Origin of the sequence: Exiguobacterium sp. Leaf187 (assembly GCF_001423925.1) — a bacterium.
In the GTDB taxonomy this organism is placed as follows: domain Bacteria; phylum Bacillota; class Bacilli; order Exiguobacteriales; family Exiguobacteriaceae; genus Exiguobacterium_A; species Exiguobacterium_A indicum.
On the sequence record NZ_LMPR01000009.1, the window covers coordinates 526,569 to 548,748 of the forward strand.

Here is a 22,180-nt window from a genome sequence, read left to right on the forward strand (position 1 = left end):
TGGAAAAATGAAAGTGGAGGTGTGAATGGTTTATGGTTCAGAGTATACTACTGATTGTTTTATGCTTTTTCGCTTTGATTGGACATTATTTGATGACAGGGGAACTCGCTCCACGTGAGTTGTACGGATTACTCGGTTTAACGGGCGTCGCTTTCGTTATCGGTGGAGTCGAATGGTGGCAAATCCGTTGCGATTTACGTTATCGAGGAGTAGAAGAGGGAGTATCCGTTCGCTTAGCGGACCGGGCGAGCCGAAAGACGAATACGGTCTTTCTCGCGCATGAACGATGGCTGACGTTCTCACGTCGTTACGCCACGTGGTGGCAGGCAATCCTTGCGCGCTTCGAAAAGTTTGAATCATTTTTCCTCGACGTAACATTCGAAGGAGACGGGGAACAATTACAAATTAAAGAGACGAAGACGGAGTGGCTTCGCAATACGACACATTTTGTGATTCGCAAAGACGGACGCGATGTCGGAACGATTCGCACCGATGCGGCACTTCGTCAGCAACTGCAGCTGAAAGAAGTGTTACTCGTCTCGTATGCCGGTCAGGAGTATCAGATTCGGTCCTCGACAGTCACGAGAAAAATCGGCGTTTATCAAAACGGCGATTGCATCGCAACAGGGTCACGGCACGGGGCGCAACTCGTCTTTGACTGTGACACGAAGGAACGTCTCTTAGCCGTCGCCAGTATGATCGTCTTTCGACTTGTTTATTCGAAGTGAATTTATTTCACTGACCGTATAAATGATTTTAATGTTTACAGACCAAAAATCACTAAGATAGGTCATTTGCCTATTAGATTCTATGGATACATACAAAAAGCGCGCTGATTCTCTTTTATAGAGATCCAGCGCGCTTTTTCGTTAACCGGTCTTTCGGATCGATTCGAATAATCGTCCCTTATAGACGTCGGCAATCGTATTGAGGAACGTCTCGCTCAACTTTTTCGGGAAGAACGGTTTTGCATACACATAATGATACGCCTTTTTCAAATCATCCCATTGTGTACACGGTTCCGTTTGACGGAACCGAGCGACGTCGATGATCCGTGTTCCGTTAGCGGTCAAAAGGATATTGCGTAAATGGATGTCTGATGGGTTCAAACCGACGGATCGTGCTTGTGCTAAAGCCGTATCGACTGTCGTTAAGACGGATTCTGGGATGAACGTCCCGCTGACGAGACATTCAAATAACGTTTGACCTTCAATGTATTCAAGCACGATATAATCGGCACCGTATTCGTAGACTTGCGCATACGTCGGAAAATCAGTCAACTGTGCGTAGATGCTCCCTTCGAGATCAGCGAGCGTTCGAAACGACGGGTAAAATTTCTTGATGACGCGATCTGTTCCGCGGATGCGAAAGACGAACGCACTTCGTCCTGTCCCGATTAAGTCAAGTTCACTCGGAAGATGCTCGATCGTACAAACGAAGCCTGTTTCTTTCAATTGGATCAATTGCGCTAACTCAGCGTCAGTTTTCAATGGTGTCACTTCCTTTCCTCCTTCATTTCTTATACCCATTATACGCTCATCTGACAGGAAAAGTTTCAAAAATCACTTGTGTGTGAAAGTTTTGAACATTATGTGATATGCTAAAAATGTTACACTGTTACATACTTCAAGGGGGTTTTTAATCATGTCAACGACACAACAATGGCGCGACCATTTCGATGGTCTTCGCGCATACGAAGAAGCCGTCGCATTACTTTACTGGGACATGCGGACATACATGCCGGATCAAGGCGCAGCAAACCGTTCCGCGTCGATCGGATTCCTCTCGACAGAGAGCTTCCGTCGCCGGACAGGCGAAACATACCAACAATTACTAGCAGCAATGGAGCAAGAGACGCTGACGGGCATCGAAGCGATCTCGTTCGCAAAAGCAAAAGAGGCATTCGATCGCGACTCGAAGATTCCAGAAGCCGAGTACCAAACGTTCATCACGTTGATCTCTGAGGCAGAGAGCGTCTGGGAAAAGGCGAAGGACGCAAACGATTGGTCGATGTTCGAACCATACCTCGAGAAAATCGTCGCGATGGAGCGCCAGTTCGTCGAGTACTGGGGCTATGACGCGCACCCATATGACGCATTGCTCCATGATTATGAGCCGGGGATGACGGTCGCGACACTCGATCCGTTGTTCGCAGAACTTCGTCAAGCAATCATTGGTTTGCTCGGTCAGCTCGAAGGAAAAGACTTCCCGACGCTTGATTGGTCAGCGGACCGCGAGACACAGATCGCCTTGAACCAAGAGTGGCTCCGCGATATCGGCTATGATTTCACGTCTGGTCGCTTGGATGAGACGGTCCATCCGTTCCAGACGACGATCAACCGGAAGGACGCACGCATCACGACGAAATACGATGAGAACGACTACCGGAACTCTGTCTTCGGCACGATGCATGAAGCCGGACACGCGACGTATGAGCAAGGGATCGAACCGGAACTCGATTCACTCGGTCTTGGTGACGGGGCTTCGATGGGGATTCACGAATCACAATCACTTTTCTTTGAGAACTTCATCGGACGCAACCAAGGTTTCCTCGACGCACGTTATCATGGCTTACAACAAGCGATTCCGTCACTGGCTGACGTTCCGTTCGAACGCTTCTATGCCGCGGTCAATGAAGTCAAACCGTCACTGATTCGGATCGAAGCCGATGAATTGACGTATGCGCTTCATATCATCATCCGCTATGAGCTGGAAAAACGCTTGATGACGAAAGAGCTCGAAGTCAAGGATCTTCCGAAAGAATGGAACCGCCTCTATAAAGAGTATCTCGGTGTGGATGTGCCGAGTGACGCAAAAGGCGTCTTACAGGACGTCCATTGGTCAGGTGGCTCGTTCGGTTACTTCCCAAGTTACGCGCTCGGTCTCGTCTATGCGGCACAGCTCAACGAAGCGCTTCGTCGTGACGTCGATAACGTCGATGGTCTGATCGCGGCGGGAACACTCGCTCCAATCAAAGGCTGGCTGAAAGAGAACATCCACCGTCACGGGAAATCGAAGACACCGGCTGAACTGATCGAAGCAGCAACGGGGCAATCGATCTCTGTCGCACCACTCGTCAACTACTTGACGAAGAAATACACGCGTGTCGTCGAGGCACTCTGATGTTGTGGTTCGCACACCGCGGCGTCAGTGACCGTTTTCCGGAGAACACGCTCGAAGCCATCGCTGCTGCGATTGAAGACGACGTCGATGGGGTCGAATTCGATGTCCATTTCTCAAAGGACGGTGTCGGTGTCATTATTCACGATGAGACCGTCAACCGGACGACGAACGGGACAGGACGTGTCATCGACATGACGGTTGCTGAACTGCAGGCGCTGGATGCTGGAGCACGATTCAAAGGGGAACCGATCAAGACGAAGATTCCAACGCTTGACGAAGTCCTCGCAATCCTCGCACCAGCAACCCTGCGGCTCAACATCGAGCTGAAGACGGATACGATTCGCTATGACGGGCTTGAAGCGTATGTCCTTGAACGCTGTGCCGCACACGGCATCGCGACCGACCGGCTGTTATTCAGTTCGTTCAACCATTATTCGGTTGCCTTGATCCAAAAGCTCGACCCACGCGTTGAGACAGCGATTCTCTATCCGTATCCGATCTATCATCCGGAAGAACAAGCCCTCCGAATTGGTGCGACCGGTATCCATCCCGATTATCGACGGGTGACGGAAGCGGACGTTGCGTTCGCTCACGCGCAAGACGTCACGGTCCGGGTTTACACTCCGAAGACGGTCGAGGATGTCCGGCAGATGCAACGAATCGGTGTCGACGCTGTCATCGTCAATGATCCAAAAGGGATGCGCGACACATTCGAAGGATGAGGAGGAGGAAGGGATGCGCAAGGAATACGTATTCGTCATCAGTTTGTCGCTCGTCGCTTTATTCGTCGGACTTCAGCTTGGCTTTGCCCGCTTGCCGGAACCAAAACCGAAGCAAGTGACGACGACACCGATGCGCCCTGCGGATTATCAGGCAGGACTTGCGTCAGCGAAACGGGAACTGAAGCAGATTCAGCGCTTCACCTTGAAAAGCACCCTTCCTGCGGATGGAACGACGGTGACCTGGATTTATGAGACCCCATCCGATGAACGAATTGCGGTCGATTGGTATTACGTCGAGAGTTATCCGGAAGAACAAGTCCAGATGACACGAAACGAGACATCCCGGATCATCTCGTATGAACGCTATTTAATCGTCATTCGACCGATTTACGGAACGGTCGTCGATAGTGAACTCGAACAGTTCGCTCTTCGCTTTACAGGTTACTTCACGACACAACAACAGGGGGAAAACGATGTCAGGTAAAATCATTCTCTTGATTGGTGGATCGGGCAGCGGGAAGTCCTCCCTGATCAAACGTCTGCGAACGGAATACGCGCACGTCCGGTTCATCCCGTCGGTGACGACCCGACCGAAACGACCGACAGAGATTGATGGAGCAAGCTATCATTTCGTCGACGTCAAGACGTTCCAACAATTGATCCAAGACGACGGCTTCATCGAATACGCCCACGTCCACCGGGCGTGGTACGGGACACCGCGTCAAGCGTATGTCGATGTCCTCGAACAGGATCAAATCGTCATCAAGGACATTGATCCGAAAGGGGCGGCGAACTTCAAGCGTTTGTTTGGCGACCAAGTGATCACGATTTTCGTCTCGGTCCCACCCGACTTGATGAAGGAACGACTGTTGATGCGCGGGGATACACCGGAGTTTGAAGCGCGACTCGTCGATTACGAGGAAGCGTGGAAAGAACGCGATCATTATGATTATATGATTGAAAACATCGATTTTGAGACAGCGTATGCCGATCTGCTTGAGATCATTGCTGGCTACATTCCACAGGCATGACGAAGAGGACGCAAGATGCGTCCTCTTTTTAATGTCAGAAAGGAGTCTTCATGTTACCTTTGCATCCCTTACTCACGCACGTTGTAAGCAAAAGACAGTTATCTGGTCGATCGCGCCAAGCCGTCTGGTCCGTCAAGACGGCAACAGCGCACTACATCGTCAAGGTCGTGACGGATCCGTCTAGTCGTCAATTTGAACGAGAAGCCGCTGTCGCGATCCCAAAACAAGAGGGAATCTCTCATGCCTTACCGCTAGCGACCGGACGGACCGCAACGACCGCTTACGGTATCTATCCCTACCTCCCCGGACAAACCGTTCGAAGCGTACTCAAGGAGACACCGGAATTAGCACCCCGACTCGGTCAGGAGACAGGGCAAGCGTTGAGACGCATTCATGACGTCACTGCACCGAGCGAAATGACGTCTTGGAGCGAACGTTGCCAGACGAAACATGACCGCTACCGCGCAGCGATTGACGGGTTGCTTGAGTCAACGTGGATCGAGCGTCTTGATCGATTCATTAGCGAGCGGATTCCGTTACTTCAGACACGTCCGAACCAGTTGCAACATGATGACGTTCATCTCGATAATCTCCTTGTCGAGGATGGGCATCTTTCCGCATTCCTTGATTACGGGAATCATGATTATGGCGATCCGTGGCATGATTTCGTCAAATGTGGTCTGTTTCAGGTCGAGACGAGTCCGGTATTTGCCCGTCACTTGATCGAGGGGTATTTCGAGACCGAAGTACCATCCGACTTTTGGCGAATGTATAGTCTTTACATGGCGATGGTCGTCTTTTCAGCACTCGTCTGGACGAAGCGGTTCGATGCAGACGGAATGCAAGCAATGCAAAAACGCGTTCAGCGAATCATTCAGGATCATGCTGGTTTTCAGCGAGACATCCCGCTTTGGTATGAGACTTGAACAGCAAGGACAATAAAAACATGATGCGTTCGTCTCTCTTGACTGAGAAACGAACGCATCATGTTTGGTCTGAATCATATATTCGAAGCGATACTTACCACTCGAAGCCTTCTTCACTATACTTGCCGTTCGAATTGAAGAATCGTTCTTCTGTTTTACCGTTTACCGTACTCGTATAAATGACGTAGACGTCGAGATGATCATTCTGATCCGCCATCTTTTTAGCAGCTTTCTTAGCATCGGCTTCATTCGTATATGTCTCTGACTTGCTTGCCTTGCCGTGTTTTTCTTGCCCTTGTTCTTCATAACCTTCTACTGTCCATACTTTTTTTGATGACATCCTTAACTTCCTTTCCTGCCAAAAGCGAGTCCGCTTGGCTGTTACATTATGCTGTGCAAAACGAGCACTCGTCAACCGTTGCCGTTCATTCTTTGACGATCTCGTCCAAATGATCGGCATAATAACGGATTGCTCGGTCAAATGTCTGGATCGAGGCGTCCGACGACGTCGTAGCAAGACTCTTCAGCAACCGACCGACTGCCTGATCGGCTTGACCGAGATTGTATTCCGTCATCGCGAGGAAGGCTTGCAGGGCATGGGCGTCCGGAAACTCACGGAGCGCACGATGGAACACGTCTGACGCAACTTCGAACTGACCGATGACACGATATGTACTGCCGAGTCCGATATATGCCTGCAGACGGTCCTCACCTGTAAGACCGAGCGCTAGTGCTTGTTCATAATAGGGAACTGCAGCCTGTTCCTCACCGAGACTATCATGACACCACGCCATCTGATAAAGGACGATCGGGTCGTTAGGTGCCGTCTCGACATACTGACGGACGACAGCCTTCGCTGCTTCATATTGCCCTGTCTGTCGCAACTGTTGCACCGATTCGAAATCAAACATCGTGTTTCCTCCTCCTGAATTTACTAAAAAACGGATCCGGTCGTCCTGACCGGATCCGTTCGATTGAACAGCTTAGATTGTTTTTTCAAGCTTCGTCAAGAGCGTCCGGAACAGTTCGAGTTCCTGATCCGAGAAGTCCTCGAAGACGTCTGCGAGGTAATCCATCTTCATCGATTCGAGTTTTTCATAGAGCTCGATGCCTTTTGGAGTGGCGCGAAGTTCGACGACACGACGATCGAGTTCGCTTCGTTCACGCGAGATCAACTCTTTTTTCGTCAATTCGTCTGCTAATGCCGTGATCATGCTCGCTGAGAATTGGAACTCCTGCGAGAGGGCAGAGGCGATTTGCGGACTGTTCGCACAAAGGGACTTCAAGATGAAGAATTCATTGCGTGTCAAGTACGTCGTGAACATGCTACGCACGTCCTTCTTGATCGCGCGGTAGTTCATCCGTAATCCTTTTTCTGTATCAACGATCAACTGATCGCGTTGTGCTACTTCTAGTGTAGTTGCCATGTATCGTTCACTCTTTCTATACCGTAGTTTCTTTCACTCGTGATTTAGTATAGTGAAAAATTTTAGTTTAATCAATATTTTTCTCTTGAATCATCTGTTTCGACGACGCGGGCGACTTGGGCGACGATCTCTTCGACGTTGCGCAGTTCTGGATAGAAGCGGCGGAAGAAGTAGTCGATCCGGTGTGTATCTTCGCCAGCAATTGTCAGCGCCATGCAGATATAGGCGATGCCGATTCCTTGACGAGGCAGGAACGGATTCGGCATGACCTTCGCACAGCGTAAGGCGAGCGGACTGTGCGTCGTCACGGCTTCAATCAACTCTCCGTACGTCCGGATATCGACATAATGGAACATCCGAATCAGTTCGTTGATCAGTTGTTGATCGGAATCGAGCATCATTTGCGATGTAACGAGTCGTTTATCGAGCTCGTTGATGACCGGGGAGTGATCGATGAAGTAGTTCAAGTTATCTGCCGTGATCCGGACTTGATGGGGGTCAGACAAGATTTGTTGAACGGTCTCGTCTTCAAATTGTTTCAACTGTTTCTTGATGTTGACGAACTCCTGATCGGCGATTTCGAGTAATCCTGCCACCCGACTGAAGCTGCGCCGGACTTCTGCTGGGACACTGTTCGGATTTTTATATCCGAGATCATGTTCGATCTCCGCCCACGCGTGTTGCAGGATCGAGCGGATTTGGATCTCAGCCGTGTAGTCCTTAAAACGTCCATACTCGCTCAGAGCAAGCCGCTGATCGCTCAGTGAAGCGACGAAGTGGACCGAAAGATAACCGAATTCCGTTGTATCGAGCAACGTTGACTTATCGACCGATTGATCGCGATCGATCGCGAACTCATTCTCGATGATGCGTGCCGCTTCCCGGACATCGTCATGGAAATAAGTGACGATCCGGATCCCGGTCAAGTCATGGACGTCCTTAAGTGAACGGTATTTGTTCGGTTGCCGTAAGACTTTTTGATACAGACTCTCGGAGTCCTTCGTCCGGGCGACGATCGAGTGGTATTTGATGCCTGCCGCGTCGAGCAACTCGGACAAGAGCATCTTCAACTTGTCGGCGTAGGCATCGTATTCTTCCTTATCGTTGACATATTCGAGCATCATCGTATTTAAATCTTGTGATTGCACCGTTTCGCACCTTCCTCATCCTGTAGTCATCTAGCCATATTGTAGCACTCTGCTTCGTTAAACGCACAGCAAGACCCTGTTTGAAGCAGTACGATTCGTGGGAAAAAGACAAGTAGTACGTGTCCGGGAGGAGATTAATCATGGAAATAGTGGATGCCCGTGCTTTACCCGCCGATCATATGGATGTCTTGCATGTCACACCATCGTCGATCTATTTTCGACGTCGTCTCGATGACGCCCGTTACCACATCAGCCGGTATGATCTTGAAGATCAAGAACAGGTCGATCTAACGCCAGAAGCCTTGACGGATCACGGACCAACCCGACCGTTCGTGCGGCACGGAAGAGTCTATTGTTTGAATGAACATACGCAAGAGCAGGGCGGGGAGACGGAAGTGCTCGTCATCGATCTCTTGTCCGGTAAACGGGAGCAGATTGCGTCGTTTTATGTCGAAGGGGATTTGACGCTCTACTGGGTGCTCAATGAGAACTATCTCGTATTCTTACAAACGACGGATACGACGTCTGCGTTTTTGTATGACGTTAAGGATGAAACGCGGCAGACGATTCGTGATCCACGGCTCTACGGGATGACGGAGAATTACCGGGAACTCTATTTCTTTCTCGTCACGCTCGAAGAGAAGGAGTATATCGTCTGTAATGCCCGGCTCGATGAGTTCTCGTTCTATGATGCCCTTGAAAGTGGTGTCATCTCACCAGAAGATCCGATCGACCACTCGGAAAGTCTGTTGATTGCCCCACTACCGACCTTGATCGAGGAGATCGAACGTGGTGTTGAGCACTTATCGTTCGCAACCTTGTTGAAGTTAGAAGGGGAAGGGGATACCGTTCAGTATCTCGGAGAACAGGAAGGGCATCTGATCTTCAGTGCCTATACCGATCGTTTGAACGAAGAAATCTTTTACCGGATTGATACGGAAGCGAGTGTCGAAGAGGTTGCCCGGATTCAGTGGAGTGACTATGAACCGCTCGACTTCACGTACGATGACGTCGAGTCGACGATCTTCATCGTCAATGACCGGTCCGAGCACTATCATGAAGTGATCAACTTACGCAACGGTGCCCGATTCCTCGATAAGGAGCCGTTCGAACGTGTCTTACGTGGACGCTTTTATCTACACGAAGCGATCGGAGACGACGCGGAACCAATGGTCACGGTCTATGACGCAGAACACAATGAACGCTATCGGTTCGAGGATGCCTATTATGTCACCGTATCCGGGGAACTCGTCATCTTATCGGTCCATCAACTATGAAAAAAGAGCGGTTGTTCTTTTCGTGAGAGCAACCGTTCATCATCAAGAATGCAATTATTTCAACTACCGAATTCATTATAAAAACAAAAAACCAGCCGAGAGTGAACCTCGGGCTGGCTAGAAATGCTACACTTATTCTGCGTCAGTCGTACGTGTGTAGACGTCGACTTGGATGTTTCCAGCAGTTGCACGTGAGTAAGGGCAGACCGTATGCGCGACTTTCGCAAGTTCAGCCGCCGCTTCTTCCGAGATCCCACGGACGAGAACATCGAGTTCGACGGAAAGCATGAATCCGTCAGCTGCTTCGTTTAATGTCACGTGTGCTGTGACTTCACTGCCATCGTGTTTGATCCCTTGTTTGCGAGCGACCATGTTCAAGGCAGAGTCGAAGCAAGCAGAATATCCTGCAGCAAAGAGTTGTTCTGGGTTCGTTGCTTGTTTTTTCGATCCTGGTACCGGCATTGCGAGGGCGACGTCAAGAATACCGTCCTCCGATACGACGCGTCCGTCGCGACCTCCGACAGCTGTTGCAGATGATGTGAACATTGGTTTCATGTGTGTAACTCCCTTTCGTTGTTAGATTCAAATAAGTAGCTTACAATTAGATTGTATACAATTTAAATCGAAATGCAACTCGTTTGCTCACGATAGGAGGAATTTTTTATGAACCCGTTAGCTTTAGATGAACAACTCTGTTTTCCGTTTTATGCGATTTCGCGTGAGATCACGCGTCGTTATCGTCCGTTACTTGAACCACTTGGTCTGACGTATCCGCAATATCTCGTCATGCTCGTCGTCTGGGAAGAGGAGGGACAATCACTCAAAGCCATCGGTGAACGGCTCCATCTTGATTCGGGAACGTTGACGCCGTTACTGAAGAAACTCGAAGCGGCAGATCTGTTGCGACGCGTCCGTAAGCCGGAAGACGAACGGCACATCCAGATCTTTTTAACGGATGCTGGTCGTGCGTTACGGAAACAAGCAGAGACTGTTCCGCTTGATCTCGTCCAGACACTCGACGTCGACGAAGAAGACTTACGCGTCGTCAAAGCGGCACTGAATCGTCTCGTCATGAAAATGAGCGACCCGGATTAACCGGATCGCTCATTGTCTTATTTACGGCGGAAACCTTCTTCTTCAAGATAGTTCGCTGCTTCCTTATACGAGTTGAATGCACCGTCTAAAAGATCACCAGCGTAGACGAGCCACGTGTCGATGTCTTCATTGAGCAACGTTAATTCGAACTGGTTATCGTTGACCCATGTTTCTTCGAGTGTTTCGACCGATTGGACCGTCGAGAGTGCTTTGATTGCATCTTCTAATAAGAGAATTAGAGCAGGCTCTGAAAATTCACGGATATTGACGAATCCTTTTTCGTCCGTTTCATAACCTGGTAGACCAGCGGCATAGACGAAGCCGTTTCCGTTCGGATGCAAATGATAGACGAGATTCTTCTTCTCATACTGACTGTCCGGGAATTGGAAATTGACGCGTTTTAGCGAGACATCTTTGCGGACGAGCTGTGGGAAAGTCTCGATAATTCGTAGTTTTTCTTCAAAAGTTAACATGGTTCCTCCTTGGTGTTACAGTTCTTCACTTCTATATATGCGATGAAATCAAACAAAATGTCAACCGCTGTCTGAAACCAAGCGACGTTTTTAACCGTAAATGGAAACGAAAGGAAGTGTTTTTTTGATGTCTACTGTACAATGGCATACGCTGCCAGAACGATCGATTCGAGCAGAACGGCTCGGATTGTTGCCGTTACACGGCTTGATCGCCGTCATTTTGATCGGAACGACGATTACCCAAGTCATGTGGCTCGACCTGACACCTTGGTGGATGGGCATCGCCGGTCTGCTTTGGCTGATCTATTTCATTCCCCGTATCGTCTACATACCCGTTCTTCGCTTGAAGTATATGCGTTATCGCATCGATGAGGAATTTCTCGTCGTCCGCAACGGCATCTTCTTCCGCCGCGAAGTCACCGTGCCGCTCGTCAAGGTGCAATTGATCGATAGCCAAACGGGACCGATCCTGCGTCGCTATGATTTGATCACACTTGATATTCGAACGGCATCCGGCTTCGTCACGTTGTCACGACTCGATCGTGCGCAAGGAGACGCGCTACGCACACAAGTCGAACGCTTTGCGAAACTCGAGGAACGGGAGGAGGAATCGTTATGACCCGGCGCGTCCACCCGCTGTTCATCGTGATGTCGAGTATCTCGATCATCCGCTCGCTCCTGATTCCGTTCGCCGCCTTGATTTTAAATGCGATCCGCAAAGGCGAGATCAACACCTATACGTGGATCGGGATCAGTGTTGGGATTGTGTTCGTCCTCTTATATGGGATCGCCTCCTGGTATTTCTATACGTTCACGATTGATGCCGAGACGATTCGGGTCCGCAAAGGAATTCTCCAAAAAAGTGAACGGACGACGCAACGTAAACGGATCGAGTCGATCGGCATTCAGCAAAACGTCATCGAACGACTGCTGCGTCTTGCGACGTTGACCGTCGAGACGTCGTCCGAGAGCGGAACACCAGAAGTCGAACTAAAGGGAATCCGTCTTGATTTTGCGAAAGAACTAAAGTCGTCGATCAAAAACGAGGGGCAACTCGTCGTCGAAGAACAACAGGAAGAAGTCGCCTATACGATCCCTGTCCGCGATTTGGCATTAGCCGGTGCCTTGTCAGGACGCGTCGGACTAGCGCTCGTCGGAATCGGAACCGCTTATCAATTCATCGATCAGTTCATTGAACGTTATGTCGATCGACTGTTCTCGGAACTCGCGCATTTATCGTTGTTCGTCTTGACGGGACTTGGCGTACTCGTCTTACTCGTCATCTATATCGGCTCGATCATCGTCTATATCTTGAAATACGGTTCGTACCGTGCCGTCTTGCAACACAACCGATTGTTGATCGGGTACGGAATGTTGAACCGGACCGAGGTCGCGTTTCATGCTGATAAGATTCAAGCCCTCGTCATTCAGGAAAGCTGGATTCAGCGGTTGATCGGTCGAGCGAGTCTGTCCTTACACATCATCTCGGCGACTGGAGAAAAGGAGCGACTGTTGCTCCATCCATTCATCCGGACGAACGAAATCGATCCGTTCCTAGCGACATATCTGCCGCGCTTTCGTCAGTTCAGTCCGCAGCATGAAGTCGCACCGATTGGCTTTCGCTACCGGGTTCGTTGGCCGTTACTCGGTTATGCGCTGTTGTTTACTGCACTAAGCAGTGTCGTCATCATCGTCCTTGATTCCTCATGGCGCTTCCTGATCTTGCTTCTGTTCATCTGGTTACCGTTCTATTACTTCGCTGTGCGCAGCGGTTACCGAAAGACCCGTTTCGGAACCGGTCACGATCTCTTGATGTTACGCAAACAATGGGTCCAAAAAGAGACCGTCTATACGCCACGACTGAAAATTGAGGAATTGACCTGGTCCGTTTCTCGCTGGCTCGAAGCAAAGGAGATTGCCCGGATTGAGATTCAACTACGGGGCAATACTGCTTTTAACGCGCTTTATTTTGAACGAACGGATATCGATACCTTACAGCGCTGGTATAAACAATCGTTCCTTTCGACCCCGTTAGCAGGGGAAGTGAAAACCGACGACGAATAAGGAAAGACTCACTGTCGGAAAGGAAGCGAAGCACATGCGCAAATGGGGAATCGGCATCGTGTTGCTCGTCACGTGTCTGCTACTGTTCATCGTCTATGATGGATACCGGATGCAAGAAACATTGATCGGTCAGTCGGACGCTTCTCCGATTCTGAAGACGACGAGAACGGACGGACAGGTGACGAAAGACGAGACATGGTTCAAACAAACGAGCGAGACACAGCAATGGTCGAAGGACGGGCTCGTCCGCTTCGGTCGTTATCTACCGGTTGACGGTAGCAAACAGACAGTCCTCCTCGTCCCGGATGAGATGATGTTTTCACAGACCGGTGTTTATGCACTTGCCCGCTATTACCATGAGGCTAATTTCAATGTCTTACTCATCGAACGGCGTGGGCAGGATCGAAGCGGTGGCGTCCGGAATTACGGTTGGCTCGATCGACTGGATGTCTTGGAATGGACGAAGCGCTTGCTTGCTGAAAACGGAGACGATACACGGATCGTCTATCATGGACTCGGTGTCGGCGCAGCGACCGTCTTACTCGCTTCTGGCGAGACCGTACCAACCCAAGTCCGGGCGATCGTCGCTGAAGGAGCTTACGCCCGACTCGACGACTGGCTCAGTCTACTTGCGGACGAACAGATCCGTTACCCGGCACTTCCGTCTCTGACGATCGCGAGCATGTGGAACAAGGGCGAGCAAGATTTCTTTTATGGTGACGTCTCGGTGACCCGTCAAGCAACGAAGAGTCGGGTTCCGACGATGTTCATTCATGGAATGAAGGACGAACTCGTCCCGGTCCGGATGATGTATGAACTGTATCAAGCAAAAACGGGATTAAAACAATTGTATCCGGTTCGCGATGCCGATCATGACGAGACCTACACGATGGACCTGGATAACTACGAAAAACGATTACGCTTATTCTTGCAACCGTACTTGCGGGAGATGTAAAGAAGGGAAGACTGATGCATGCAGACGACACATCCATCCTACTTCTGGGTCGGATCCGACGAACCATTCGTCGACACGAAGCAGATTGACCAGATTGGTCGGGTGACGCTCGGTCGATTCGGAGGCTGCTCAAGAAGCGGTCAATATAAAAACGAAGACGGGGCTGCCATCTTGATCGGCGACGATTGGGAGATGACCGTCGTCTTAGACGCTCATAAGACAGCGGATAGTGCAACACTTGTCTTACAGCAGTTAGCACAACACGAGTCGCGCATTCGGACTGATCTTGATGCCCCACTTACGGACGCATTCCAACGAATCGAGACGACCGTGCTGGATCTATTTCAAGATCCGGACTTTTTAGCGGCGTGTGCGACGTTGCAAGGAGAAACCGCTTGTTTGATTGCCGTCCGGAAAGGGCGCTTCATCTGGTGGTTCTCGGTCGGTGACGTCGTCTTGTATCTGTTTCACCCGGAGCTGATGAAGATGGGACAAGCCGCCTTGAACCAGCGTCAATTCTATGAATGGATTGGACGCGCGAACACGTTTGCGTTACCGGTCCCGAGTTACGCGCGAGGGATCCGCGAATTGCGCCAAGGCGAGAATCAGTTGTTCGTGACGACGGATGGTTTGCTTGAGTGCCCGGGAACCCCATATGCTGACGCGATGCAGATCGAGGAAACTTTACGATCAGGTGGTGTCAAAGAACTTCTCTCGACAATCGAGGCACAGGGTGTTCGTGACAGTACGACGGTCGTTACATGGACCGTCACGATTGACGAACGCGTCACCCAACCTAGTGATACATGAAATAACCCGCGCTCCTGCTTGAGCGCGGGTTATTGTTATTCTGTTTCAAGCGTTTGTTCCTGTTGCTGATCGAGTTCGACCGGTTCTTGGTCTACGGGTGGCTTCGCTTCAGCCAACGGGAAGGCGATGCCCGCACTTGTCAGCAAGGTGATCAAGGCGGCGCTCGTCAATGTTTGACGCATGATCCGACACGTCCTTTCTGTCTGATTCCGACACTATATTTTAATAATTCTGAACATTCTTCATCGTTTCGTCAAGCAATCTTTTACTTCCACTACGTATTTTTCCCAAAAACCCAGTATACTTAAACATGAAAAAGGGGGAAATCGATTGAAATTAACGAAAGCCAACACACGTCTATTAGAAACCGTTTTACCACGCTTGAACCTGAATGTCGCAGAACCGGACCGGACGGAGATTGAAGACCGTCTGCGGGCAGATATCTATGAAGCCCAGCGGAAACAGCGTCCATTCGAAGAGATTCACGGACTATCGGTCGAAGCACGCCTCGATCAGATGATTGCTGAATTACCACAACGACACCGGATGGAGACACAAAAACGCTGGACGCGAAACTATGTCTCGTCGATCCTGATGTTCATCTTCATCGAAGGGATCGATGGATTGTTCCAATTCGCTTTGATTGACTACTTATTCTTCTCGATCATCGCTCTATTCTTGATCGACGCGATGTCACAAGTCATCACGGCACCGAAGCTTAAACAAGTCAAACCGCGGGTGTGGATTCAATTCGTCATCAGCTTCATTTTATTTTCAACCTACAAGGCACTGCTCGTGACGGTCTTCCCGGCACCAGACGTCTTAATTCAAGTCAGCGGAACGCCGTCTTATCTCATCGGCATCGCGGGACTCGTTGGTCTCTACATCTACTGGTCAAAGAATCCGTTACGAAAGCGCGGCGCATAATTCGCGAGAGGAGAGGATTGCGTGGAGTTCACACATTGGAAACGACGGCTGCAAGATCATTTCGAACGAATGGGCTTTTCCCTACTGACGGAACGATTAGCATCGCAGGACATGGTCAAGCTCGAAGCGACACATGGTGCCTTCCTGTTCTTTCCGGTGACGATCCATCTGTATGAGCGTTCCGGCTGGAAGATGGTCGCCTTCGAGGCAAAGACGGAGGAGGAGCCGCAACTCGTCGAGCAGCAGATCGCCTCGTTATTCCAACTCTTAATGGTGACGTTCCAAGAAGAAGAGCGCGAGTTCCTACTCGGATTTCATGCGAATACCGGTCGTTACCTGACGGACCGTAATGCACCCGTCGGACGGCTCGTCCGTCTGATCGAAGAGTGTTGGTATGACGGTGACGTCCTGCGAGTCGACACATTCGATCCGTTTCCGGGACTGTTCGTCGCGCCACCTTTTGCCCATCAAAGTTATGCCTTCATGCCGGAAGATCGGACGTGGCGCTTATCCGTCGGGCGTACTGGACGTCCGGCGAACGATTATCGATTCGACGGAACGATCTTGTCCCTACACCGCTTACCGGAATCGGAATTATTCACCGTGACACCAAAGACGGTCCCGTTAGAGGATGAAGAGGCGATCCGGACCTTACTGGAAACAGAACGACAGACGATCGCTAAGTTCCATGATCGCGCCATGGCGACGATTCGGGCGTACGATCCATCATTTGGTTTTGCTTGGCGCGGGACGCAGACATTTTTCCACGGTGTTCCGGTCAATCCATTCGCACAGCGCTTGTGGCTCGAGAACGGCGTGACGCGATACCGGATTCTACAACAAGGATCGACGCGATTGCTTGCTTCCGGTGAGACGTGTGACGCTGTCATCGAAATGCTCGATGATGCCGTCAGCAGTGAAGAACCGGATGGTCAATCCGTCAGTCCGATTGGTCAACTGATCCTCGGGATTTGGCAACAGATCGAGTCGGACGAAGCGACGTATATCACGAACGTCGATTGCCGCGGCATCTCGCGTACACAAGCCGATAACCGGATCCGCCACGCGCTAGCAAGGCAAGAGACGATCGAGTGGGTGCACCGGGCACCGAACGAAGATGATATTTGTCGCTTTGCCGGTCTGACGTTGACCTTCCCGCATCGTCCACCGGGTGTCATCACGATTGAACGAACGGAAGCAGAATAACACGAACAGGCACGTCCGCGAGTAAGCAGACGTGCCTGTTCGTTTTTTTAGTGCGCGTGCTGTGACAATCGATTAAAGACGACGGACAGACTGTAATAGATCATTGCTGTCAGAGTAGCGATCGTAAAAGAAAGCGGCAGGTCAAATTCGTCCTTCGTCGTCAAGAGAATCAGGAGACTCGCAATCACGATGCCGTACATCCCATAACCAACGACTGTCGGCACATACGCTAGTGTCGTTGAAGAACGATTAATGATCATGCCGATGATAAAGTCGAGTAAAAAGCCGGACAGCAAGATGATTGGCAAGGCGAATAAGACGTATGACAAAAATGTTGAACCGAATGAATCATACATCGTATTCGCTTCCCTCTCTGTAATCGGTGTATAGGATATGTACGTCAGCACAGTGCAAACGAGACCGGTTGTCATAATAACGGCAAGCAATCGCTTCAACATGAATTTTCCTCCTTTATTTTCCTTATTGAGTATACCAATCTACACCAAAAAACACACCCTACTGGAGGATGTGTAAAGAACGACCTATAACCCGAGCGACACGATTAGCCGTCGAACATCCTGATCCGCTTGTTTAGGTGTCAAAATCAACAGTTGATCGTCTACGAGGACACGTGTCTGACCACGCGGCGTCAGAATTTCATCTTCACGAATGATTGCAACGACGAGCACATCCTGGGGCATCTCGATATCCTGTAGCGTTTTTCCGGCAATCACACTGTTTGTCGAGACCCTGACCTCGATGATCTCCGCTTGTGGATGGGTGACGGTCATGAATTTCAGGAACGGTTCGACCGTCGTGTCGTGCTGTGTCTCAAGCCCCATTCGCCGGACGATCCACGGCAAGGCCGTTCCTTGCAAGAGAGCAGACGTCATGACGGTGAAGAAAACGATATTGAAAAGAAGCGGCGCTTCCGCGAGACCACTGGAAAGCGGATAGGTCGCGAGAATGATCGGAACGGCGCCCCGTAATCCGGCTGCCGTGATGACACTCTGTTCTTTGACCGTGTACCGAAACGGAAGTAGCGATAAGACGACCGCAAGTGGACGCGCGAGCAGGATCAACGTCAGGACGATGACGGCTGAGACGAATAATGTCCGGGGATCGAGCAATTGTTTTGGGAAGACGAGCAATCCGAGCATGATGAACATGCCGATTTCTGCTAAATGCGACAAGCTGCCACTGAATCGTTTGAGCGTCTCGCGGTAGATCATATCATGATTGTTGATCCAGATTCCGGTCAGATAGACGGCGAGAAACCCACTGGCGTGCAAAATCGTCGCGAGACCATACGAGAAGAGCGCCCCACTGAACAGAAGCGTCGGATAAAGGGCGGACGATGGCAACTCGATCCGGTTCAGCAGTTGCGTGACGAGATACCCGATCGCAAGACCAACTAGCGTCCCGAGTCCCATCTCGTAGATGAAGGACAGAATACCCGCACCGATCGAGAACGATTCCGGCGCTAACGCAAACGACGTGAACAAGATCGTCAGGAAGACGGCCATCGGATCATTCGTTCCCGACTCCGCCTCGAGCGTATGTTTGACTTTGGCGTCGACCGGTCGTCCACTGAGCAGGGAAAAGACAGCGGCCGCATCGGTCGAGCCAACGAGCGCGCCGATCAATAGCGCGACCGGCCAAGAAAAATCAAGTAATAGATACGCAACGATGGCAATGATCCCGGTCGTTGCAAGGACCCCGACGGTCGCAAGTGACAGGGCGGCAGGGAGGATTTTCCGGAAGTGTGTCCACTTCGTGTGCAAGCCACCGTCAAACAGAATCAGGACGAGCGCCATCGTCCCAAAGAGACGGGCTTGCTCGAAATCACCAAAGTTGATGATTCCTGTGACATCTGACCCTGCCACGATTCCGACGACAACGAATAGAATCAACGTCGGTACATTTAACCGGACGGCAAACTTCGTCGTGATGATCGCAATCAATAGTAACGTTCCTGCAACGAATAAGATCATCCCCTCTTCCATCCGACCACCTCTTTCGTGATAACATGTTCTCCTTTTAGTATACGTTACTTTTTGAAAATTTCGAAAAATAACGTCAAAACAAGGTGTACAAACGAAAAGAAAAAGGAAAACTAGAAACAGAACTATTTGCGTTCAATACGGAACACAAGGAGGAAAAGGGATGAACATCTGTATCGTCACGGGTGCCAACTCCGGCATGGGGATGGTCACGATTCAAGAATTATTGGAGCGAGGAGATCGGGTCATCGCTACCGTCCGTTCGCAGAAAAAAGCGACGGCACTCGTGCAACTACTGCGGGAACATGGTGTATCGCATACGCACCTGGAAATCGAGATCGTTCAACTCGATCAACTGGACTCCGTCCGTCGCTTCGCGGATCGTCTGTTTGATTTAGTCGGTCGCATCGACCGCTTGATTTTAAACGCCGGTGTCATGGTACCGCCGTATCATGTCACGAAGGATGGCTTTGAATCACAATTCCAGGTCAACTACTTGAGTCATTTCTACTTGATCGAGCGCTTATTGCCGTTACTTGAGAAAGGAAACGATCCGCGTGTCATCTCGATTTCATCGCTCGCTGGTGAAGGCGGCTTGATTCGGACCGACGTCGAACTCGAGGCGATCGCTCACGTCAAAAAAGAACACTATAGCCCGATGCGTTCTTACCGCGAATCGAAGCTCCTGCAAATGATTCATATGCGTGAACTGGCAGAGAAGCACGGCGACCGGATCACGTTCGTCAGCGTCCACCCGGGGATCGTCAATACGGATCTATTCTATCGCGGCAAGTACGGCAAAGTGATGAAGACGTTACTCAAACCGGTCGCGCAAGTCGGATACTGGACCGGAAAACTCTATACGCCGGAATACGGCGCAAAGACGGCACTTTATCTCGCAACGACCGACGATCCGCTCGACAACGGTGGCTACTATGCGGACTCCGCTCCACGACTCAGTAATCCGATCGTCGAAGACGACGAGTACCGGGCGCAAGCACGGAATTTGTCGCGTCGCTGGGTTGAACTCGCCTGAACGACAAAAAACGACCGGCTCGTGGGAAGCCGGTCGTTTACCGTTGTGACGACTGGGGGTCAGATCACTCCTAAAGGATACGTTACATTGAAATAAAATTGTGGAATATGAAAAAAATCACAAAATAATGGGGAACGATGAAATCTTGAAGCAAAAAGGTTTTCTTCTCGCTGTACATTCGTTAGGATAGAGAAGAATTTTTTTGTAACAGGAGGAATAACATGATACGACAAGCTACATCAAAAGACGTTCGAAACATCGCAACCCTACTTGAGCAAAAAGCGCTCTCCCTCAAAGCCAGTGGTAGTAGCCAGTGGTCTGCTTATCTGGAGCAAGACATCGAACAACTCGTCGCGCGAGATTTAGAAGCAGGTCGCTTATATGTCTTTGAGGATCAGAACGAGCTGCTTGGTTCCGTTGCCCTGCTTCCTTCGCTCGAATGGGATCAATCCTTGTGGGATGATGTAGAAGGTCTGTATATCCATCGAATCGTCGTCAGCGACCGCGCAAAAGGACGTGGTGTCGGTCGAAAACTACTGGAACACGCGATTGCAGTGACAGAGGATGAAGGAGAAATCCTACGACTCGACTGTGTCGCTTCAAACGAGTTTCTCAACGCGTATTACACGTCTTTCGGATTCGTCCATCAAGGAACACGGGACGGCTTCTCGATTTATGAGTATGAACGCATCGAAGCGACGGCTTGAAGCGGTTCAATCAAGACAACGGTCGTTTCGTTTGGTATGGTAATAGAAAAAGAACGGTTCAAGGAGTGATCGGATGCGATTGAATATCGGCTTCATCGGCTTTGGCAAAAGTACGACCCGTTACCATTTACCGTACGTGATGATCGAGGACAACTATCATGTCACCTGGATTTACAATCGGAAGGAAAAACCGGAGCTGTTCGCCTCCTATCAGGATCGACTGCCGGATGCCCGTTTTACGACGGATCTATCCGAAATGCTCGCTGACCCGGCACTTGATGTCGTCGTCATCAATACACCACCGGCGACACATTTCGAATACGCGTTGCTCGCGTTGCAACATCAAAAGCACGTGCTCGTCGAAAAGCCATTTACGGTGACGGAAGAGGAGACGAAGCGTCTATTTGCAGAAGCACATGCGCAAGGCGTCAAGATTCTCGCCTATCAAAACCGACGTTACGACAGCGACTTCCAAGTCGTTGCGCAAATCATCCGTTCCGGGAAACTTGGTCGTCTCGTCGAGGTCGTCTCGCAATTTGATCTATTCCGCCCGGAAGCGGCTTCAGCTGACGCGCGTCACGAAAACGGTGCGCTTTACGGACTCGGCGTCCATACGCTCGATCAAATCATCGCTTTGTTCGGAAAACCGGACAAGGTCGCCTTTGACGTGCGCAGTGTTCGACTGCCGCATAATCCAGACGACGCGTTTGCGATTGATCTCTATTATCCGGAGCTTAAGGTCAGCGTTCGGACGAGTCATGTCGCACTTGCCCCGGCACCCCGGTGGATGTTACACGGCACGAACGGCACGTTCATCAAACAACACGTCGACCGGCAAGAGCTCGACCTGAAAGCGAACTACTTCCCGGGAGAAGAGGGGTTCGGTGAGGATTCAGAAGACGATTATGGGCGTTTGATTTATCATGATGAACACGGTCATCTGCAAGACGTCCGGATTCCAAGTCCTGTTGGCGATTACGGTAAAATGTATCGCGCCTTTTACCGTAGTATCGTCGAGGACGCGCCGCTACCAGTCAAGGAAGAGGATACCTTGTTCGTCGCTCATCTGCTCGAACAAGCATTTGCGCAATCATCACCATATATTTTAACGATTAAAAATTAAATTTTATTTTGATTTCAGAAAGATGACAACTCGACTGTGCCCGTAGGCATGATCGAGTTTTTTTGATATAACGAACAAGGACGTTCCTCATTTTTCAGATTTTTCTAAAGAAATGTTGATTATTTTT

General features: G+C 50.3%; 27 protein-coding genes. 17 read left to right on the top strand and 10 right to left on the bottom strand.

Annotation, left to right across the window (positions count from 1 at the left end):
* Window positions 1–32: 32 nt before the first annotated feature.
* Window positions 33–728 carry a hypothetical protein gene (locus ASF99_RS06880; protein ID WP_055968070.1) on the top strand — a complete coding sequence of 232 codons (696 nt, stop codon included), beginning with the start codon at window positions 33–35 and terminating at the stop codon, window positions 726–728.
* Between the two features lie 141 nt (window positions 729–869).
* Here ASF99_RS06880 and ASF99_RS06885 read toward each other — a convergent pair whose 3' ends face one another.
* On the bottom strand, window positions 870–1,499 hold the full coding sequence (locus ASF99_RS06885; protein ID WP_023468282.1) for a Lipopolysaccharide core heptose (II) kinase: 630 nt from the start codon (window positions 1,497–1,499) through the stop codon (window positions 870–872).
* Between the two features lie 145 nt (window positions 1,500–1,644).
* Here ASF99_RS06885 and ASF99_RS06890 point away from each other — a divergent pair, with 145 nt between their 5' ends.
* Genes ASF99_RS06890 through ASF99_RS06910 form a run of 5 tightly spaced genes read left to right on the top strand, consistent with a single transcriptional unit; the run spans window position 1,645 to window position 5,802 of the window.
* Window positions 1,645–3,123, top strand: coding sequence for a carboxypeptidase M32 (locus ASF99_RS06890; RefSeq protein WP_055968073.1), 1,479 nt, complete (start codon window positions 1,645–1,647; stop codon window positions 3,121–3,123).
* Window positions 3,123–3,845, top strand: a complete 723-nt coding sequence (locus ASF99_RS06895) for a glycerophosphodiester phosphodiesterase (protein WP_235515879.1) — start codon at window positions 3,123–3,125, stop codon at window positions 3,843–3,845. Before ASF99_RS06890 ends, ASF99_RS06895 begins: the two co-directional genes overlap by 1 nt.
* A gap of 13 nt (window positions 3,846–3,858) precedes the next feature.
* Window positions 3,859–4,329, top strand: coding sequence for a hypothetical protein (locus tag ASF99_RS06900; RefSeq protein ID WP_023468285.1), 471 nt, complete (start codon window positions 3,859–3,861; stop codon window positions 4,327–4,329).
* Window positions 4,319–4,876 (top strand): guanylate kinase, encoded by a 558-nt coding sequence (locus ASF99_RS06905; RefSeq protein WP_023468286.1) that lies wholly within the window; start codon window positions 4,319–4,321, stop codon window positions 4,874–4,876. Before ASF99_RS06900 ends, ASF99_RS06905 begins: the two co-directional genes overlap by 11 nt.
* Window positions 4,877–4,926: 50 nt before the next feature.
* On the top strand, window positions 4,927–5,802 hold the full coding sequence (locus ASF99_RS06910) for a phosphotransferase family protein (protein WP_055968080.1): 876 nt from the start codon (window positions 4,927–4,929) through the stop codon (window positions 5,800–5,802).
* A gap of 94 nt (window positions 5,803–5,896) precedes the next feature.
* Here the strand turns inward: ASF99_RS06910 and ASF99_RS06915 are convergent, their stop codons facing one another.
* The 4 genes from ASF99_RS06915 to ASF99_RS06930 form a co-directional block, all read right to left on the bottom strand.
* Window positions 5,897–6,142, bottom strand: coding sequence for a hypothetical protein (locus tag ASF99_RS06915; protein WP_023468288.1), 246 nt, complete (start codon window positions 6,140–6,142; stop codon window positions 5,897–5,899).
* Between the two features lie 85 nt (window positions 6,143–6,227).
* Window positions 6,228–6,713, bottom strand: coding sequence for a tetratricopeptide repeat protein (locus ASF99_RS06920; protein WP_055968084.1), 486 nt, complete (start codon window positions 6,711–6,713; stop codon window positions 6,228–6,230).
* Window positions 6,714–6,785: 72 nt separating this feature from the next.
* Entirely contained in the window at window positions 6,786–7,229 is a 444-nt protein-coding gene (locus ASF99_RS06925; RefSeq protein WP_023468290.1) for a MarR family winged helix-turn-helix transcriptional regulator, read from the bottom strand.
* Between the two features lie 71 nt (window positions 7,230–7,300).
* The gene (locus ASF99_RS06930) at window positions 7,301–8,377 is read right to left on the bottom strand and encodes a GTP pyrophosphokinase (protein WP_231681756.1); all 1,077 of its coding nucleotides are present in this window, start codon (window positions 8,375–8,377) and stop codon (window positions 7,301–7,303) included.
* Window positions 8,378–8,517: 140 nt separating this feature from the next.
* Here ASF99_RS06930 and ASF99_RS06935 point away from each other — a divergent pair, with 140 nt between their 5' ends.
* Window positions 8,518–9,654, top strand: coding sequence for a hypothetical protein (locus ASF99_RS06935; protein ID WP_055968087.1), 1,137 nt, complete (start codon window positions 8,518–8,520; stop codon window positions 9,652–9,654).
* A 132-nt stretch (window positions 9,655–9,786) separates the two neighbouring features.
* Here the strand turns inward: ASF99_RS06935 and ASF99_RS06940 are convergent, their stop codons facing one another.
* Window positions 9,787–10,209, bottom strand: a complete 423-nt coding sequence (locus ASF99_RS06940; protein ID WP_023468292.1) for an organic hydroperoxide resistance protein — start codon at window positions 10,207–10,209, stop codon at window positions 9,787–9,789.
* 108 nt (window positions 10,210–10,317) lie between these two features.
* Here ASF99_RS06940 and ASF99_RS06945 point away from each other — a divergent pair, with 108 nt between their 5' ends.
* Window positions 10,318–10,749 carry a MarR family winged helix-turn-helix transcriptional regulator gene (locus ASF99_RS06945; RefSeq protein WP_023468293.1) on the top strand — a complete coding sequence of 144 codons (432 nt, stop codon included), beginning with the start codon at window positions 10,318–10,320 and terminating at the stop codon, window positions 10,747–10,749.
* 17 nt (window positions 10,750–10,766) lie between these two features.
* Here the strand turns inward: ASF99_RS06945 and ASF99_RS06950 are convergent, their stop codons facing one another.
* Window positions 10,767–11,222 (bottom strand): hypothetical protein, encoded by a 456-nt coding sequence (locus ASF99_RS06950; protein ID WP_023468294.1) that lies wholly within the window; start codon window positions 11,220–11,222, stop codon window positions 10,767–10,769.
* Window positions 11,223–11,349: 127 nt separating this feature from the next.
* Between ASF99_RS06950 and ASF99_RS06955 the strand changes: the two genes are divergently transcribed.
* From ASF99_RS06955 to ASF99_RS06970, 4 genes are read left to right on the top strand one after another with little or no spacing between them, the layout of a single operon-like run.
* A complete protein-coding gene (locus ASF99_RS06955) occupies window positions 11,350–11,841 on the top strand; it encodes a PH domain-containing protein (protein ID WP_023468295.1) in 492 nt (163 codons plus the stop codon).
* The gene (locus tag ASF99_RS06960; protein ID WP_055968096.1) at window positions 11,838–13,286 is read left to right on the top strand and encodes a PH domain-containing protein; all 1,449 of its coding nucleotides are present in this window, start codon (window positions 11,838–11,840) and stop codon (window positions 13,284–13,286) included. Before ASF99_RS06955 ends, ASF99_RS06960 begins: the two co-directional genes overlap by 4 nt.
* Window positions 13,287–13,320: 34 nt before the next feature.
* Entirely contained in the window at window positions 13,321–14,241 is a 921-nt protein-coding gene (locus ASF99_RS06965; RefSeq protein ID WP_055968098.1) for an alpha/beta hydrolase, read from the top strand.
* A gap of 18 nt (window positions 14,242–14,259) precedes the next feature.
* Window positions 14,260–15,051: a protein phosphatase 2C domain-containing protein gene (locus ASF99_RS06970; RefSeq protein ID WP_055968101.1), complete on the top strand. Its 792-nt coding sequence runs from the start codon at window positions 14,260–14,262 to the stop codon at window positions 15,049–15,051.
* Window positions 15,052–15,086: 35 nt separating this feature from the next.
* Here ASF99_RS06970 and ASF99_RS17225 read toward each other — a convergent pair whose 3' ends face one another.
* Window positions 15,087–15,233, bottom strand: coding sequence for a hypothetical protein (locus tag ASF99_RS17225; RefSeq protein ID WP_156357194.1), 147 nt, complete (start codon window positions 15,231–15,233; stop codon window positions 15,087–15,089).
* A gap of 148 nt (window positions 15,234–15,381) precedes the next feature.
* On the opposite strand from ASF99_RS17225, the gene ASF99_RS06975 reads away from it, so the two are divergent.
* The gene (locus ASF99_RS06975; RefSeq protein WP_023468300.1) at window positions 15,382–15,978 is read left to right on the top strand and encodes a hypothetical protein; all 597 of its coding nucleotides are present in this window, start codon (window positions 15,382–15,384) and stop codon (window positions 15,976–15,978) included.
* A 21-nt stretch (window positions 15,979–15,999) separates the two neighbouring features.
* Window positions 16,000–17,184, top strand: a complete 1,185-nt coding sequence (locus ASF99_RS06980) for a hypothetical protein (protein WP_023468301.1) — start codon at window positions 16,000–16,002, stop codon at window positions 17,182–17,184.
* 47 nt (window positions 17,185–17,231) lie between these two features.
* Here the strand turns inward: ASF99_RS06980 and ASF99_RS06985 are convergent, their stop codons facing one another.
* Window positions 17,232–17,642, bottom strand: a complete 411-nt coding sequence (locus tag ASF99_RS06985) for a hypothetical protein (RefSeq protein WP_023468302.1) — start codon at window positions 17,640–17,642, stop codon at window positions 17,232–17,234.
* 84 nt (window positions 17,643–17,726) lie between these two features.
* Window positions 17,727–19,190 (bottom strand): potassium/proton antiporter, encoded by a 1,464-nt coding sequence (locus ASF99_RS06990; protein WP_055968104.1) that lies wholly within the window; start codon window positions 19,188–19,190, stop codon window positions 17,727–17,729.
* A gap of 160 nt (window positions 19,191–19,350) precedes the next feature.
* On the opposite strand from ASF99_RS06990, the gene ASF99_RS06995 reads away from it, so the two are divergent.
* From ASF99_RS06995 to ASF99_RS07005, 3 genes are all read left to right on the top strand, one after another.
* The gene (locus ASF99_RS06995; RefSeq protein WP_023468304.1) at window positions 19,351–20,223 is read left to right on the top strand and encodes an SDR family NAD(P)-dependent oxidoreductase; all 873 of its coding nucleotides are present in this window, start codon (window positions 19,351–19,353) and stop codon (window positions 20,221–20,223) included.
* A gap of 221 nt (window positions 20,224–20,444) precedes the next feature.
* A complete protein-coding gene (locus ASF99_RS07000; protein ID WP_023468305.1) occupies window positions 20,445–20,930 on the top strand; it encodes a GNAT family N-acetyltransferase in 486 nt (161 codons plus the stop codon).
* 73 nt (window positions 20,931–21,003) lie between these two features.
* The gene (locus tag ASF99_RS07005; protein ID WP_055968107.1) at window positions 21,004–22,053 is read left to right on the top strand and encodes an oxidoreductase; all 1,050 of its coding nucleotides are present in this window, start codon (window positions 21,004–21,006) and stop codon (window positions 22,051–22,053) included.
* Window positions 22,054–22,180: the final 127 nt, after the last annotated feature.